General features: G+C 73.7%; 19 protein-coding genes. 12 read left to right on the top strand and 7 right to left on the bottom strand.

What is annotated here, in order from left to right:
• Window positions 1-167, top strand: a 167-nt coding sequence (locus tag FH969_RS13315; RefSeq protein ID WP_139987595.1) for an Lrp/AsnC ligand binding domain-containing protein, incomplete at its 5' end; no start/stop codon positions are given.
• Between the two features lie 12 nt (window positions 168-179).
• Here the strand turns inward: FH969_RS13315 and FH969_RS13310 are convergent.
• A complete protein-coding gene (locus tag FH969_RS13310) occupies window positions 180-1199 on the bottom strand; it encodes a zinc-dependent alcohol dehydrogenase family protein (RefSeq protein ID WP_139987593.1) in 1020 nt (339 codons plus the stop codon).
• 157 nt (window positions 1200-1356) lie between these two features.
• Between FH969_RS13310 and FH969_RS13305 the strand changes: the two genes are divergently transcribed.
• Together FH969_RS13305 and FH969_RS13300 are read left to right on the top strand one after the other, a co-directional pair.
• Window positions 1357-2250, top strand: coding sequence for a helix-turn-helix transcriptional regulator (locus FH969_RS13305; protein WP_108718963.1), 894 nt, complete (start codon window positions 1357-1359; stop codon window positions 2248-2250).
• On the top strand, window positions 2247-2825 hold the full coding sequence (locus FH969_RS13300; RefSeq protein WP_139987591.1) for a sugar O-acetyltransferase: 579 nt from the start codon (window positions 2247-2249) through the stop codon (window positions 2823-2825). Before FH969_RS13305 ends, FH969_RS13300 begins: the two co-directional genes overlap by 4 nt.
• A 68-nt stretch (window positions 2826-2893) precedes the next feature.
• Here FH969_RS13300 and FH969_RS13295 read toward each other — a convergent pair whose 3' ends face one another.
• Complete coding sequence (locus FH969_RS13295) at window positions 2894-3799, bottom strand: helix-turn-helix transcriptional regulator (protein ID WP_139987589.1); 906 nt, start codon at window positions 3797-3799, stop codon at window positions 2894-2896.
• A 135-nt stretch (window positions 3800-3934) separates the two neighbouring features.
• Between FH969_RS13295 and FH969_RS13290 the strand changes: the two genes are divergently transcribed.
• Window positions 3935-4828: an aldo/keto reductase gene (locus FH969_RS13290; RefSeq protein WP_139987587.1), complete on the top strand. Its 894-nt coding sequence runs from the start codon at window positions 3935-3937 to the stop codon at window positions 4826-4828.
• Window positions 4829-4830: 2 nt separating this feature from the next.
• Entirely contained in the window at window positions 4831-5235 is a 405-nt protein-coding gene (locus tag FH969_RS13285) for a DUF2255 family protein (RefSeq protein ID WP_180359808.1), read from the top strand.
• On the opposite strand, the gene FH969_RS13280 is transcribed toward FH969_RS13285, so the two are convergent.
• From FH969_RS13280 to FH969_RS13265, 4 genes are read right to left on the bottom strand one after another with little or no spacing between them, the layout of a single operon-like run.
• Window positions 5204-6067 carry an SDR family oxidoreductase gene (locus FH969_RS13280; RefSeq protein ID WP_108718959.1) on the bottom strand — a complete coding sequence of 288 codons (864 nt, stop codon included), beginning with the start codon at window positions 6065-6067 and terminating at the stop codon, window positions 5204-5206. The genes FH969_RS13285 and FH969_RS13280 overlap by 32 nt on opposite strands.
• 22 nt (window positions 6068-6089) lie before the next feature.
• Window positions 6090-7025 carry an ABC transporter ATP-binding protein gene (locus FH969_RS13275; RefSeq protein ID WP_139987583.1) on the bottom strand — a complete coding sequence of 312 codons (936 nt, stop codon included), beginning with the start codon at window positions 7023-7025 and terminating at the stop codon, window positions 6090-6092.
• Window positions 7022-7858, bottom strand: a complete 837-nt coding sequence (locus tag FH969_RS13270; RefSeq protein ID WP_139987581.1) for an ABC transporter ATP-binding protein — start codon at window positions 7856-7858, stop codon at window positions 7022-7024. The genes FH969_RS13275 and FH969_RS13270 overlap by 4 nt, the downstream gene beginning before the upstream one ends.
• Window positions 7855-8895: an ABC transporter permease gene (locus FH969_RS13265; RefSeq protein WP_246071947.1), complete on the bottom strand. Its 1041-nt coding sequence runs from the start codon at window positions 8893-8895 to the stop codon at window positions 7855-7857. Before FH969_RS13265 ends, FH969_RS13270 begins: the two co-directional genes overlap by 4 nt.
• A 96-nt stretch (window positions 8896-8991) precedes the next feature.
• Here FH969_RS13265 and FH969_RS13260 point away from each other — a divergent pair, with 96 nt between their 5' ends.
• Complete coding sequence (locus tag FH969_RS13260) at window positions 8992-9294, top strand: hypothetical protein (RefSeq protein ID WP_108718955.1); 303 nt, start codon at window positions 8992-8994, stop codon at window positions 9292-9294.
• 7 nt (window positions 9295-9301) lie between these two features.
• On the opposite strand, the gene FH969_RS13255 is transcribed toward FH969_RS13260, so the two are convergent.
• Entirely contained in the window at window positions 9302-10348 is a 1047-nt protein-coding gene (locus FH969_RS13255; RefSeq protein ID WP_180359807.1) for an ABC transporter permease, read from the bottom strand.
• A gap of 102 nt (window positions 10349-10450) precedes the next feature.
• Here FH969_RS13255 and FH969_RS13250 point away from each other — a divergent pair, with 102 nt between their 5' ends.
• The 6 genes from FH969_RS13250 to FH969_RS13225 all read left to right on the top strand — a co-directional run bounded on the left by FH969_RS13250 (window position 10451) and on the right by FH969_RS13225 (window position 14667).
• Window positions 10451-11050 (top strand): TetR/AcrR family transcriptional regulator, encoded by a 600-nt coding sequence (locus FH969_RS13250; protein ID WP_139987577.1) that lies wholly within the window; start codon window positions 10451-10453, stop codon window positions 11048-11050.
• Window positions 11051-11146: 96 nt separating this feature from the next.
• On the top strand, window positions 11147-11533 hold the full coding sequence (locus tag FH969_RS13245; protein WP_139987575.1) for a YciI family protein: 387 nt from the start codon (window positions 11147-11149) through the stop codon (window positions 11531-11533).
• A gap of 1 nt (window position 11534) precedes the next feature.
• Entirely contained in the window at window positions 11535-11921 is a 387-nt protein-coding gene (locus FH969_RS13240) for a YciI family protein (RefSeq protein ID WP_139987573.1), read from the top strand.
• Between the two features lie 7 nt (window positions 11922-11928).
• Window positions 11929-13167, top strand: coding sequence for an RNA polymerase sigma factor (locus FH969_RS13235; protein ID WP_139987571.1), 1239 nt, complete (start codon window positions 11929-11931; stop codon window positions 13165-13167).
• A 109-nt stretch (window positions 13168-13276) separates the two neighbouring features.
• A complete protein-coding gene (glsA, locus tag FH969_RS13230) occupies window positions 13277-14305 on the top strand; it encodes a glutaminase A (protein ID WP_139987569.1) in 1029 nt (342 codons plus the stop codon).
• 116 nt (window positions 14306-14421) lie between these two features.
• Window positions 14422-14667: a hypothetical protein gene (locus FH969_RS13225; protein ID WP_139987567.1), complete on the top strand. Its 246-nt coding sequence runs from the start codon at window positions 14422-14424 to the stop codon at window positions 14665-14667.
• Window positions 14668-14741 lie beyond the last annotated feature (74 nt).

Below are 14741 nucleotides of genomic sequence, written 5' to 3'. Positions count from 1 at the left end.
AGCGGCTGTTCGGCGACCCGGACTACCTGCTCCGGGTGGTCGCGCGCGACCTCACGGACTTCCAGCGCCTGTACGACGAGCAGCTCTCGACGCTGCCCGGTGTGCAACGGCTGACCTCGACGCTGGTGATGAAGTCCGTCGTCGAGGGCCGGCCGCTCCCGCTGTGACCCGGCGAGGCGTCACAGCGTGAGCAGCACCTTGGTCGCGCGGCGCTCGTCCATCGCGCGGTAGCCCTCGGCGGCGTCCTCGATCGGGAGCGTGAGGTCGAAGACCTTGCCCGGGTCGATCTCGCGGTCCCAGATGAGCCGGATGAGCTCGGGCAGGAAGCGCCGCACCGGCGCGGGTCCGCCGTGCAGGTGGACGCCCGAGTAGAACAGCTCGCGCCCGGGCAGCGCGACGTCGTGGGAGACCCCGACGTACCCGACGTGACCGCCCGCGCGGGTGGCGTGGATGGCCTGCATCATCGACTCCTGGGTGCCGACCGCCTCGATGGTCGAGTGCGCCCCGAGCCCGCCGGTCAGCTCCTTGATGCGCTCCACGCCCGCGTCACCGCGCTCCTCGACGATGTCGGTGGCGCCGAAGGAGCGCGCGAGCGCCTGGCGGTCGGCGTGCCGGGACATCGCGATGATGCGCTCGGCGCCGAGCTGCTTGGCGGCGAGCACGCCCATCAGCCCGACGGCGCCGTCACCCACCACCGCGACGGTCCTCCCCGGTCCGGCCTCGGCCGCTACGGCGGCGAACCAGCCGGTACCGAGCACGTCGGAGGCGGCCAGCAGCGAGGGGATCAGTTCCGGGTCGGGCACGCCGGGCGTCGCGACGAGCGTGCCGTCGGCGTTCGGGATCCGGGCGTAGTCGGCCTGGGCGCCGGGGTCGGCGCCGGGCCCGCGGTGGACGCAGTGCGTCTGGTAGCCGGCCTGGCAGATCTCGCAGGTGTTGTCGGAGGAGATGAACGTGCCGACGACGAAGTCGCCGACGGCGAGGGTCGTGACGGCGGAGCCGATCTCCGCCACGACACCCACGTACTCGTGGCCCATCGGCCGGTGGTCGACCGCGTCGGCTCCCCGGTAGGGCCACAGGTCGGACCCGCAGATGCAGGCCGCGGTGATCTTGAGGATCGCGTCGGTCGGCTCGACGATCCTCGGTCGCTCGGTCTCGTCGACCCGGACGTCGCCCGGGGCGACCATGACGACTGCGCGCATGGTGGTGGTGCCTTTCGTTGGGGTACGGCCCTGTCGGGTACGGAACCAGACAACTCCGTCCCGGCGCCGCGTGGGAGGCCCTGTCGTGCGGTGTACTCGCAGTACACCCCACGCGGGGGACTCCCTCGCGGCGTCGGCGCGGCCTACGTTCGGCTGCATGGACAATCGGGCGGACGTACGCGAGTTCCTCATGTCGCGGCGCGCGAAGGTCACCCCCGAGGCGGCGGGCGTCATCGGCGCGGGCGACCCGAGCACGCGCCGCGTCCCGGGCCTGCGGCGCAGCGAGGTGGCCGCGCTCGCCGGGGTGAGCGTGGAGTACTACGCGAAGCTCGAGCGCGGCGCGATCGGCGGGGCGTCCGCGGCGGTGCTGGACGCCGTCGCACAGGCGCTGCAGCTCGACGACACCGAGCGCGCCCACCTGCTCGACCTCGCCCGCGCCGCCGACGGCATCCCGCCGTCGGGCCGCGCGCGTCGCCGCTCGACCCGCCCGGGAGCGCCCCGCTCGAGCCTGCAGTGGGCGCTGGCCGCGATCACCGACGGCGTGGCGTTCGTCCGCGACCAGCGCCAGGACCTGCTCGCGACCAACGCGCTGGGGCGCGCGTTCTACTCCCCCGTGATCGGCGACGGCGGACGCACCCCGAACCTCGCCCGGTTCCAGTTCCTCGACCCGGCCGCGCGCGACTTCTACCCCGACTGGGACCGGTTCGCGCAGATGTGCGTGGCGATCATGCGCGCCGAGGCCGGCCGGGACCCGCACGACAAGGGCCTGCAGGACCTCGTGGGCGAGCTGTCGACGCGCAGCGAGGTCTTCCGCCGCCTGTGGGGCGCGCACGACGTGCGCACCCACGGGTCGGGCACCAAGCGGTTCCACCACCCCGTCGTCGGCGAGCTCACGCTGGCGTACGAGGAGCTCGCGATCACCGCCGAGCCCGGCCAGGTGCTCATGGTCTACACGGCCAAGCCCGGCTCGCCGTCGGCCGAGCGGCTGCGACTGCTGGCGTCCTGGGGCGCCGAGCCGGCGACGTCCGCGAGCGTGGCGCAGGACCGGTGACGGACCTGCAGGAGTTCCTCGACCACGTCGCGCGCGGCGCCGTCATCACCGCCAGGTCCGAGCAGCACGCGTACCTGCACGGCGTGGCTCAGGCCGCGTTCCGGATCACCGCCGAGCTCAACACCGGCTACCACTCCCCCGAGCAGGTGCGCGCGCTGCTGACGCGACTGACCGGCCGCGCCGTCGACGAATCGGTGACGGTCTTCCCGCCGTTCCACTGCGAGTTCGGCCGCAACCTCACCTTCGGCCGGGACGTCTTCGTCAACATGGGCTGCCGGTTCCAGGACGCCGGCGGCATCACGATCGGCGACGGCACCCTGATCGGGCACGGCGCCACGATCGTGACGCTCGACCACGCCGTCGACCCCGCGCGCTGCGGCGACATGATCCCCGCGCCGGTCGTCATCGGCCGCCGGGTCTGGCTCGGCGCCTGCGTGACCGTCGTGCCCGGCGTGACGATCGGCGACGGCGCGATCGTCGGAGCCGGCGCGGTCGTGACGAAGGACGTACCCGCCGACACGATCGTGGCCGGCGTCCCCGCGCGGGTGCTGCGCGAGACCGGGTACCACTCCTGAGGACCGCGGAGGTCAGCGGCGCAGACGCGAGCGCGCCTCGCGGAGCGACGCTCGCCGTCGTGTGCCGTCTACGCCTCGGCGACCCGCACGCCCCCCTGCGCCGCGGCCATCGTCGCGGCCCACGACGCGAGCAGCGCGAGGCCGTCGGCCGACGGGCTCCCGGGCGGGGCCGTGTAGACGTTGAGCTGCAGCCCGGGGTCGGCGGGCAGCACGAGCGCCTCGTAGTCGAGCTCGAGGACGCCCACACCGGGGTGGTGGAACACCTTGGTTCCGGTGCGGTGGTAACGCACGTCGTGCGAGGCCCAGAGCCGGCGAAAGTCCTCGCTGCGCGTGGACAGCTCGCCCACCAGCTCGGTGAGGCGCTTGTCGTAGGGGTTGTGCCCGGCCTCGGCGCGCAGGATCGCGACGGCGTCGGGCGCGACGCGCTCGGACTTGGGTCCCCAGAACTGCCGGGCGCCCACCGGGTCGAGGAAGTGGAAGCGCGCGGTGTTGACGGGCTTGCCCGGCACGTGGACGGGCGAGTCGTACAGCGGCGCGTAGAGCGCGCGGCCGAGCGCGTTGGTGTGCACGACGTCGAGCCGGCCGTTGCGTACGAACGCGGGCGCGTCGATCGCGTCGACGACGCGCGCCACCGCGGGACGCAGCACGGGCGCCGGCGCGCTGTGCGCCCGGGAGCGCGCAGCGCCGGAGGCGTTGGCCAGCCGCGCGAGGTCGAACAGGTGGCCGCGCTCGGCCTCGTCGAGCTGCAGCGCCTCGGCGAGGGACTCCAGGACCGCCTCGGACACCCCGCCGAGGTTCCCGCGCTCCATCCGCGTGTAGTAGTCGACGCTCACGCCCGCGAGCATCGCCACCTCCTCGCGGCGCAGCCCCGGCACGCGGCGGTTGCCGCCGTACGCCGCGAGGTTCGCCCGCTCGGGGGTGAGCCGCGCGCGACGGGTCGTGAGGAACTCGCTGGTCTCGGCTCTCAGGTCCACCCCGCGACGGTACGACGGCGCGGCCGCCCTGGGGAGGTACTGGCGCTACCCCGTGGGCGGGCCGGCACCGGGGCGGGCGTGGGGGGTAGCACCAGGCCCTCCCGCGAGCGGCGCCACGTTCCTACCGTGGACGGCATGACGATCCCCACCCTCACCCTCAACAACGGCGTCACGCTCCCGGCCCTCGGGTACGGCGTGTTCCAGACCCCGCCCGACGAGACGGTCGCCGCGGTCCGCACGGCGCTCGAGGTCGGCTACCGCCACATCGACACCGCCGCCGCGTACGGCAACGAGCGTGAGGTCGGCCGCGCGATCCGCGAGTCCGACGTGCCGCGCGGGGACGTGTTCCTCGAGACCAAGGTCTGGGTGTCGGACTACGGCTACGACCAGACCCTGCACGCGTTCGAGAAGGCGACGGCGAAGCTCGGCGTCGAGCAGCTGGACCTGCTGATCCTGCACCAGCCCGCCCCCGACCGGTTCGACTCGACCGTCGCCGCCTACCGCGCCCTGGAGACGCTGCTCGCCGACGGCCGCGTCCGCGCGATCGGCGTCAGCAACTTCATGCCGCAGCAGCTCGAGGCGCTCCTGGAGCAGGTCGAGGTCGTCCCCGCGGTCAACCAGGTCGAGCTGCACCCCTACTTCACGCAGCCCGCCGTGCAGGCCGCCGACGCGCGCCACGGCGTGCTCACCCAGGCGTGGTCCCCCATCGGCGGGATCACGTCCTATCCCGGGTGGGGCGACGACACGCGGCGCAGCACCCTCGAGGACCCGACCATCGCCGAGATCGCTTCCGCCCACGACCGCACGCCCGCGCAGGTCATGCTGCGCTGGCACCTCCAGCAGGGCCGCTCCGCGATCCCGAAGTCGGTCACGCCGTCGCGCATCGCCGAGAACTTCGACGTCGCCGGCTTCGACCTCACCGACGCCGAGCTCGCCTCCATCGACGCCCTCGACACCGGGGTGCGCGGCGGCCCGGACCCCGAGGTCGCCCGGCCGGAGTTCTTCGCCCGCGCGATCCCCGAGGCGTGACGGTGGCCGAGCCGACGAGCACCTTCAGCCCCGCCGACCTCGCCGCGATCGACGGCGACGGCGAGCTCCACGTCGCCGCCCACCGCGCCGACGGCACCCTGCGCCCAGCCACGATCGTGTGGCACGTCGTCGTCGACGGCGCGCTCTTCGTCCGCTCCGTGCGCGGCGACGACGGCGCGTGGTACGGCGCGGTGCGCCGTGCCGGGACCGGCACCGTCGAGGCCGGCGGGGTGCGCGCCGTCGTGCGCTTCGTGCCCGACGGCGAGTACGAGGACGCGATCGACCTCGCCTATCGCGCTAAGTACGGCGGCGGCTCCGCCGTGCGTGCGATCACGAGCGCGACGGCACGCGGGACGACCCTGCGGGTCGAGCCGCTCAGCCGAGACGCAGCAGCTGCTCGAGGCTGAGCGGCGGGACGCCGGTGAGGCGCTCGACGTCGCCGCTGGGCCGTGCCATGACGTTCGAGGCGATCGCGGTGTAGGTGGAGACCCACGCGTCGACCTGCCAGTCGGGCGCACCGTAGGACGCGCGGGAGGCGTAGGCCTCCTCGATCGTCTCGTCGTGGAACGTCACGCTCGTCCCGCGCACCGCGCGGATGGTGGCGGCGACCTCCACGAGCGTGAGCGGCTCCGGGCCGGTGACGTCGTAGGTCGCACCGGCGTGCGCGGCCGGGTCGAGCAGCACCGCCGTGGCGACGCGGGCGACGTCCGCGCGGGCGACCGCCGCGACCCGTCCGGTGCCTGCGGGACCGCGGATGACGCCGTCGGGCCCGGCGAGCTGCTCCATGAAGTCGAGGTAGAGCGTGTCGCGCAGGAAGGTCCACGCCATCCCCGACGCACGCAGGTGCTCCTCGGTCGCGTGGTGGTCGCGGGCGAGGGTGAACGTGGCGTCGGGGGCAGCCCCGGCGAAGGAGGTGTAGACCACGTGCCGCACGCCCGCCTGCGCGGCGGCGTCGATCACCCGCGCGTGGTCGCGGACGCGAGTCGGGCTCTCGTGCGCGGACACGAGGAGCAGGACGTCGACGCCCGTCAGGGCCGCCCGGGATCGCTCGAGGTCGGCGTAGTCGACGGCGGCGACACCCTCGACGCTCGCCAGCTCGGGCACTCGCGGGCTCGAGGGATCGCGCACGAGCAGCCGCTGCCGGACGCCCGCGGCGTCGAGCCCGCGCGTGACGAGCCCGCCGATGTGGCCGGTCGCGCCGGTGACGCCCGTGACTCCTGGAGAAGCAGTGCTGCTCATGCCGTCATCCTGCCCCCGCCCCTCAGCCAGCGCTCGCGCGGGCCAGCACGAGCATCCGCTCCTCGATCGTCGCCGGCACCCGCTCGATCTCGGCCGTGAGCCCCGCGGCGTCCAGGACCGCCCGGACGGTCTCGGAGTCGGTGTCCGCGACGCGCACGGCGCGACTGTCCAGGATGACCGGCACCCGGGCGGCGTTGAGCGCCGCGAACGTGGCCGCCCAGTCGTCGGTGCGCACCGACAGCGCGCGGGTGTCCCCGATGATGTCGGCCTCGCTGCCCTGCGCCACGAGCTCGCCGTGGGACATCAGCAGGAGCCGGTCGCACTGCTGCGCCTCCTGCATGTAGTGCGTGGTCACGAGCACGCCGACGCTCGCGTCGGACTGCTCCCGGATCGTGTCCCACAGGCGGGCCCTGGCCAGGGCATCGACGCCCGAGGTCGGCTCGTCGAGCAGGAGGAGCTCGGGCCGGTGGCTGAGCTCGGCCAGGAACGCGGCCTGCCGCTGCGCGCCCAGCGGCATCGCCCCGACGAGCGTCGTCGCGTAGCCGGCGAGGTCGCCCGGGAGCACGGGCACCGGAGCGCCGTACGTGCCACTGATGAACTCGAGGTTCTCGGCGAGGGTGAGGTCGCGGTACAGGCCGAGGTTCTGTGGCAGGTACCCGACGCGACGGCGCCGCTCGCGGTTCGGTGGTCCGCCCAGCATCGTGACTCCTCCCTCCGTCGGGGGCAGCAGACCCAGGAGCATCCGCATGAGCGTCGTCTTGCCCGCGCCGTTGGCGCCGAGAAGTCCGACGACCTCGCCGTGGCCGACCTCGATGGAGACCCCCGATACGGCGGTGAACGCGCCGAACCGACGCGTCACCCGGTCGGCGCGCAGCGCGGTGGCGCGCACGGTGTCGGCGCGCAGCGCGTCGCGCCCGTGTCGCCCGGTCAGCGCGTCGCGCCCGTGTCGCCCGGTCATCGAGCCACCCCCGCGAGCCGCCGCTCGAGCGAGAGCGCGATGACGATGTCCTCGAGGTCGGGGGCGACGACGTCGCTCCCGACCGGTGGCTCGCCGTCGGGCCAGAACTCGTGCCGCGCGTGCCCGCGCCGCCAGGACCACTCGGGTCGCACGGGGGTCGCGCCCGCGGTCACGGAGCGGGTGACCGCCCCGGCGAACGAGGCGCGCACGTCGTCGTTGGAGCCCTGGACGAGGACCTCGCCCGCGTCGAGCACCACGAGGTGCCCCGCGCGCTCCGCCTCGTCCAGGTACGTGGTCGACATGACAACCGCGGTACCGCTCGCTGCCTCCTCGGAGATCAGTCGCCACAGGTCGATGCGGCTCACCGGGTCGACGCCGGTGCTCGGCTCGTCGAGCACGACCAGGCGCGGGCGGTGCACGATCGCCATGAGGAAGCCGAGCTTGCGCCGCATGCCGCCGGACAGCTGCGACGCGAGGCGGTCCGACGCCGCCGTGAGGTCCGCGGCGGCGAGGAGCTCGGTGCGTCGCTGTTCGAGCGCAGCACCCGCGAGCCCGTAGGCGCCCGCGGCGAAGTCGAGGTTCTGCGCCACCGTCAGCGCCGCCCAGCTGCCCGAGGACGCGGGCAGGTACCCGAGGTCCGCCTTGCCGGGCGCGTCGACCGTGCCGCTGTCCGGCGCCACCTGGCGCACGAGCGTCCGCAGCAGGGTCGACTTGCCCGCGCCGTCGCCCCCGACGACGGCGATCACCGCTGCGTCCGGAACGTCCACGCTCACGTCACGCAACGCCGTCGTGCCGTCGAACGACACGCTCACGCCGCGCGCGCCGAAGGTCACGACGCCGTCCTCTCCCGGCGCTCGGGCGCGAGGTCGCGGCGGAACCGCAGCGTCGCGGCCGTGAAGATCGCCACCGCCATCACGGTGAGCACCACGAACGGCAGCCACAGCGAGTCGATCCCCGCGCCGCGGAGCATGACGCCCTGCGAGATCTTCGTGAAGTACGTGAGCGGTAGGAGGTAGCCGATCCAGCGCACGCCCGCCGCCATCGCCTCGAGCGGGAAGATCATCCCGGACAGCAGGATCTGCGGCATTAGGACGAAGAACGCGGTCTGGATCGCCTGACCCGCGGTCTGCGAGATCGTCGAGATGAACACCCCGATGCCGAGCACGACGAACAGGAAGATCGCCGCACCCAGGGCGAACGTGAGGACGTTCCCGTTGAACGGGACGTCGAACAGCAGCATGCCGAGCGCCGTGACGATCACCATGTCGATCGCCGCGAGCAGGAAGTACGGCGCGATCTTGCCGAGGATCACCGTGCCCGGCTTGATCGGCATCACGGCGAGCTGCTCGAGCGTGCCCGCCTCGCGCTCGCGGACGAGGCCGATGCTGGTCACGATCGTCCCGATGAACGTGAGGATGAGGCCGATGATCGCCGGAATCATCACCCACGCCGTCGTGAGGTCGGGGTTGTAGAGCACCTCGGGCGTGATCGCGCCTCCCGTCGCGTTGACCGCGGCCAGGATCGACTGCGCCGCGAAGAGGTTGGAGCCGTCGATGAGCGCGGTCGCGGTGCTCGAGGTTCCTCCTGCCGCGTCGCCGCCCGTGACGAGCGCGACGTCGACCACGTCGTCGCGCAGCATGTCCCGCGCGTCCTGCTCGGTCGCGGCGGTGTCGACGGTCTGGACCTCGAAGAGGTCGGGCAGCTGGGCGGCGACCTGCTCGGCCTGCGGCCCGACGACGGCCGCCGAGACGTGGTCGACGTAGAAGTTCGCGGCGTACCCGAACACCACCAGCAGGATCAGGGGCAGCCCGACCAGGAGCCCCACGGTGCGCCGGTCGCGGATGAGCTCCCGGAACTCCTTGACGATCATCGCCTTCACGCCGCGCGCCTCCGGTTCCGCGGTCCTGCGGTCCTGCGGTCCTCGTGGGGCGAGTCTTCCACTGCGCCGAGCGCTACGGTCGCCGTCATGCGAGACACGCACGACGGCGAGCCCACCCGGGCGCGCCGGCGCTGGTTCGCGCTGGGCGCGGTCGGCGCCACCACGGTGGCCGTCGTCTTCGCGACGGTCAGCGACGGCGTGGACGAGACCGCCGACGGCATCCGCGGCGTGCTCCTCGACCACGGCCACACCGCCGTCTGGGTGCTGCTCGCCGTCGCGCTCGCTGCGGCGGCGGCCGCGGGCCACTGGACCCGGGCCGCCGGGGGCGTCGCGACGGCCGCGCTCGTCCTCTACGTCGCGTTCCTGGCGGCGCTGCTCACCGCGGGCTGACGCCGCGCTACGCCCGCGCGGCGACCGCCGCCTGCTCGGCCGGCACCGACTCGTCCGACCCCGGGTCCCCCGTCGGCTGCCCCGTCCGCGAGCGCAGGCCCGAGATCACGAGGAGCACCGCGCCGAGCGCGGCCCAGCCCAGCAGGACGAGGATCGGCTGGGTGGTCGCGGCGCCGTCGAAGAACGCGACGTTGCGCAGCAGCGTCCCGGTGGCGCCGGGCGGCAGCAGCTGACCGATCGCGCCCCACGGCTGCGGCAGCATCTCCGGCGCGCTCGTGAGGCCCGACAGCGGGTTGCCGAGGAACACCACGAGCAGGGCCCCGACGGCGATGCCCGCCTTGCCGAGCAGGCTCTCCAGGCCGAGCACCGTGAGGCCCGTCGCGAGGATCCCGAGCACCGCCGCGGCGGCGGTGGCGGCGAAGTTCCCGCTCAGCGTGCCGAACCAGAGCTCGAGGATCGCGGCCATCGCGACGCCCGCGACCACGGCGAACGTCCCCATCGCGGCGAGCCGGCGGCCGGTCCCGCGCACGAGCAGGGTGGTGGCGACACCGGCCATGAACCCCCCGAGCGCGATCGGCAGGGCGCCGGCGGACAGGCCGATCCCGCGCGGGTCGTCGACCGAGGTCGGCACGACGTCGGTCACGGTGGCCGTGACGCCCTGCTGGGTCGCCGCGGCGGTCCCGACCTGCGTGAGGAGCGTCGCGACGGTGGGGCTCGCCGCCGAGGCGACGTCGACGGTCAGCCCGTCGGCGGTCACGACGAACGCGCCGTAGACCTCACGGTCGCGGATGAGCTGCTGCGCCGCGTCCTGGGACTCGGCGACCGTCACGTCGAACGCGCCGGGCTGGGCCTGCTCGAGGCCGGCGGTGAGCTGCTCGGCCACCGCGGGCGGGGCGACCACCGCGATCGGGAGGTCGCGCGGCGCGGTGTGAAGGGCCGGCAGGCCGAACGCGACGAGCATCGCGCTCACGAGGAGCGCAAGGCCGACGGCGAGGCCGAAGACGGGCCGCCAGCTCTCGTGCGTGGTGGCGTGCGTGGTGGCGGGCTCTGACATGACACTCTCCGAAACCGAGAACTAGATACGGTACGTACCGTATCCTAGGGATCCGATACCGTCGAGACGCCCTCACCGGGCACCGAGCCAGCGGGAGGACGAGTGACCGCGCAACCCGGCCGACGACGGCGAGCGGACGAGCTGCGCGACGCGATCCGCGGCGCGGTGCTCGCCGAGCTCGACGAGCGCGGCTACCAGGGCCTCACGTTCGAGGGCGTGGCCCGGCGCGCGGGCACCAGCAAGCCCGTGCTGTACCGCCGCTACAGCAGCCGCGCCGAGATGACGATCGACGCCTTCCTGCCGTCCCGGATGGGCCGGCCGCCTGCGACGTCCAACGGTCCCCTGCGGTCCGACCTCATCGCGCTGCTCGACGGCCTGCTCGCTCGTGTCGGCCCCGACGGCGTCCGGATCTTCCGGGGGGTGATCGGCGAGGTCGAGGATGCGACCGTCGCCCGAGTGGCCGCGCAGGTCCTCGCGCAGTTCGCGGAGTGGCTCACCGACATCACCGACCGCGCGCGGGCCGCCGGCGAGCTCGGGCCCGGCACGATCCCTCCGCGCGTCAACGAGGCGATCGTCGCCCTGGCGCGCAACGAGATCCTGTTCGTGCTCGGGGCGGGCCGGCCTCACGACAGCGAGGGCCTCGTCGACGACGTGATCCTGCCCCTCCTGCGCACCACGACACGCGCGCCGGAGATCTCCTGAGGCCTACTGTCGCATCCGGCTGTCGGATTCGGGGCAGGCCGTTCGTCGTCCAGGTGAGCGGCCGTCCGAGTCGGCCGCCGGACAAGGAGCGATGCGATGACGCGATACCTGATCTCGTTCGACGACGGGGCGATGGACCACATCCCCGACGGCGACTGGCCCGCCGTCGGCGAGGCGGCGCACGCCGTGACCCGCGAGGCGATCGCCGCGGGCGTCTGGGTGTTCGGCGGCGGCCTCGAGCGGCAGCGGGCGAGCATCGTCGCGACCGACGGCACCGTGACCGACGGGCCGTTCCCCGAGACGAAGGAGGTCGTCGGCGGGTTCTGCGTCGTCGACGTGCCGACCCGTGAGGAGGCCCTCGCCTGGGCGGCCAGGACCGCCGCCGCCTGCCGCTGCGCGCAGCACGTGCGCGAGCTGATGGCCGACCCCGAGACCGACGAGCTGCTGCGTCGCGCAGCGACGAGCACCACGAAGGAGTCCTGACATGCCCCAGTACCTGCTGTCGGTCTACGGACCGGCCGAGCGCACCCCGTACGGCGCGTACGCGACGAAGGAGGCGATGCTCGAGGCGTTCGCCGACACCGGCGCGTTCAACGACCAGCTCGTGGCCGACGGCTACTTCGTCTACGCGAACGGCCTCGCGGAGGCCTCGACGGCGAGCGTCGTGGACGGCCAGGGCGACGAGCCGGTCGTGACCGACGGGCCCTACCTCGAGGCCAAGGAGCACCTCGGCGGCTTCTGGGTCATCGAGGCGCCCGACCTCGACGTCGCCCTCCGGCTCGCAGCCCAGGGCTCGAAGGCGTGCCGGGGCAAGGTCGAGGTCCGTCCGTTCCAGACGGCCGACGGCTTCCAGGAGCACCTCGAGGGCTGAGCCCGACGTGACCCCGACCGCCGTCGACGACGCGCTCACCCGGGCCCTCCGCGAGGAGTGGGCCCGGGTGGTCGCGTCGCTCGCTCGACGGTTCCACGACCTCGACACCGCCGAGGACGCGGCCGCGGAGGCGTTCGCCGTCGCCGTCGAGCGCTGGCCGCACGACGGCGTGCCCGTCAACCCGGGCGCGTGGCTCACGACGACCGCGACCCGGAAGGCGATCGACCGCATCCGCCGGGAGGCCCGGCGGGAGGAGAAGTACGAGGAGGCGATCCGGTTGCGCGACGACGACCCGGCACCGCCGCGTGGCGCCGTCGAGGACGACCGGCTCCGGCTGATCTTCACGTGCTGCCACCCCGCCCTCTCCCCCGAGGCGCGGATCGGGCTCACGCTGCGCCTGGTGGGCGGGCTGACCGTCGCCGAGATCGCCCGCGCGTTCCTGGTCCAGGAGGCGACGATGGGCCAGCGCCTCACCCGCGCGAAGGCGAAGATCAAGGCGGCCGCGATCCCCTATCGCGTCCCTGCCGAGGCGGACCTGCCCGCCCGGATCGACGGCGTGCTCACCGTCCTCTTCCTCGTCTTCAACGAGGGCTACCTCGCGTCGGGCCCAAGCAGCGATCCCGTGCGCGCCGACCTCACGGGCGAGGCGATCCGTCTCGCCCGGCTCGTGCGCGACCTGTGCCCGACCGGCGAGACGACCGGTCTGCTCGCCCTCATGCTGCTCACCGAGGCGCGCCGTCCGGCGCGGGTCTCCGCGACCGGCGAGCTCGTCACCCTCGCCGAGCAGGACCGGGGCGCGTGGGACCGCGACCTGATCGCGGAGGGCCACGCCCTCGTCCGCGGGACGATCGCCGACGTCGCGGCCGGTGGCCCGCCGCCCGGGCGCTACCAGCTGCTCGCGGCGGTCAACGCGGTGCACACGTACGCCCGGGAGGCCGGCGAGACGGACTGGGCGCAGATCGCCACGCTGTACGACCGGCTGGTCCGCGTCGACCCCTCGCCCGTCGTCGCGCTCAACCGGGCCGTTGCCCTGGCCGAGGTCGACGGACCCGAGGTGGCGCTCGCCGTCGTCGATGCGCTGCCGCTCGAGAGCTACCACGCGTTCCACGCGACGCGGGCGGAGCTGCTGCGCCGCCTCGGCCGCGGTGCGCAGGCGCGCGCCGCCTACGACCGCGCGATCGCCCTGTCCGGGAACGCCGCCGAGACCGCCTACCTCGCGCGACGGCGCGTACAGCTGGGTCGTTGACCAGATCGGTCTGGTCGCCGACCGCGCCCGCCTGACGGTCGCGCCCTTGCGTGCACGGAGCGCAGGGGCGAGGCTGACACCCGTCCGTTCGTCACGCCCGAGGAGCACGATGGACCGAGATCTCGAGGACGTCCGGCAACGAGCGGCCACCGGCCCGCTCCCGGCGCACCCCCGGGTCGACGAGCTCGTCGAGCAGGCGTACCGCTGGGCGATGCCGGACACCTCCGGAGCCGTCGCCGACTACATCCCCGCCCTCGCCGACGCCGATCCCGAGCTGTTCGGGCTGTGCGTCGTCGAGGTCGACGGCGCGTCGCACGCCGTGGGCGACGTGGACGTCGCGTTCTCGATCCAGTCGATCTCCAAGGCGTTCGTGTACGCCCTCGTCTGCGAGGAGCTCGGCCACGCGGGGGTGCTCGAGCGGATCGGCGTGGACAACACGGGGCTGGCGTTCAACTCGGTCATGGCGATCGAGCTCAACGACGGACACCCGAGGAACCCCATGGTCAACGCGGGTGCGATCGCGACGACGGCGATGGTGCCGGCCGCCGACCCCGACGCACGTTGGGCGGCCGTGCGTACCGGCCTGTCGCGCTTCGCCGGCCGCGACCTCGCGCTCGACGACGAGGTCTACGCCTCCGAGGCGGCGACGAACCAGCGCAACCGGGCGATCGCTCGCCTGCTGGAGTCCTACGGTCGGCTCGAGGACCCGCTCGAGGCCGTCGACGTCTACACCCGCCAGTGCAGCCTCCTCGTCACGACGCGGGACGTCGCCGTGATGGGCGCGACGCTCGCCGACGGCGGGGTCAACCCCGTGACCGGCGAGCGGGTCGTGTCGCCCGACGTGTGCCGCGACACCCTCGCGGTGCTCGCGTCCACGGGGATGTACGAGCGGTCCGGGACGTGGCTCTTCGAGATCGGGCTGCCCGGCAAGTCGGGGGTGGCGGGCGGCGTCGTCGCCGTCGCCCCCGGCAAGGCCGGAATCGGCGCGTTCTCGCCCCGCCTGGACGCCGCGGGCAACAGCGTGCGAGCGCAGGAGGCGATCGGCTACCTCTCGCGGGCGCTCGGCCTCAACCTGTTCGCCTCCGCGGTGCACGACGGCGGCGCGCACGACGGCGCAGCCTGGGGAGCTCGACCGTGACCGAGCAGGCGCGCGTGCCACCGCACCCCGACAGGTCCCGGTGTCGGTCCTCGCACACGCGTTCGAACCCATGTTCGAATAGGTGTGTGACAGGAGATGGACGGCACCCCGACCGGGTGCCACTGCGGGACGGTGCGAACTCGCTCCCGCTCGCCGCCTACGGCCAGCCCACCACGCGACTGGATACCCCGATCCCCGTGCGGGTGTGGGTGCCGCGCGACCGCCCGCACGGGTGGAAGCAGCTCAACGGTCTCACGACCGCCTACACCGCCGTGGCCGTCGCGGTGGATTACGTCGACGAGCACGGCCGCACCGGTCACGTTTGGGTGTGGGCCGGCGCCGTTACTCGCCTAGCCTCGTGATTTCACGCCGGTAGTGGGTTGGAGACGGCGAAGGTGCCCCTGACCTGGGATGATGTGTCTTGCGACGGACAGAT

Source organism: Miniimonas arenae (assembly GCF_006351005.1).
Lineage (GTDB): Bacteria > Actinomycetota > Actinomycetes > Actinomycetales > Beutenbergiaceae > Miniimonas > Miniimonas arenae.
The sequence above is the reverse complement of the archived record's forward strand: the minus strand, read 5'-3'. Positions and strand labels throughout refer to the sequence as shown.

Excerpts from the sequence above, each read along its gene's own strand:
- FH969_RS13305 (WP_108718963.1), top strand. The coding sequence starts at position 1,357 with ATGGACAATCGGGCGGACGTACGCGAGTTCCTCATGTCGCGGCGCGCG.
- FH969_RS13245 (WP_139987575.1), top strand. The coding sequence starts at position 11,147 with ATGACGCGATACCTGATCTCGTTCGACGACGGGGCGATGGACCACATC.
- FH969_RS13275 (WP_139987583.1), bottom strand. The coding sequence starts at position 7,025 with ATGACCGGGCGACACGGGCGCGACGCGCTGACCGGGCGACACGGGCGC.
- FH969_RS13260 (WP_108718955.1), top strand. The coding sequence starts at position 8,992 with ATGCGAGACACGCACGACGGCGAGCCCACCCGGGCGCGCCGGCGCTGG.
- FH969_RS13265 (WP_246071947.1), bottom strand. The coding sequence starts at position 8,895 with ATGATCGTCAAGGAGTTCCGGGAGCTCATCCGCGACCGGCGCACCGTG.
- FH969_RS13290 (WP_139987587.1), top strand. The coding sequence starts at position 3,935 with ATGACGATCCCCACCCTCACCCTCAACAACGGCGTCACGCTCCCGGCC.
- glsA (WP_139987569.1), top strand. The coding sequence starts at position 13,277 with ATGGACCGAGATCTCGAGGACGTCCGGCAACGAGCGGCCACCGGCCCG.
- FH969_RS13240 (WP_139987573.1), top strand. The coding sequence starts at position 11,535 with ATGCCCCAGTACCTGCTGTCGGTCTACGGACCGGCCGAGCGCACCCCG.
- FH969_RS13255 (WP_180359807.1), bottom strand. The coding sequence starts at position 10,348 with ATGTCAGAGCCCGCCACCACGCACGCCACCACGCACGAGAGCTGGCGG.
- FH969_RS13280 (WP_108718959.1), bottom strand. The coding sequence starts at position 6,067 with ATGAGCAGCACTGCTTCTCCAGGAGTCACGGGCGTCACCGGCGCGACC.
- FH969_RS13310 (WP_139987593.1), bottom strand. The coding sequence starts at position 1,199 with ATGCGCGCAGTCGTCATGGTCGCCCCGGGCGACGTCCGGGTCGACGAG.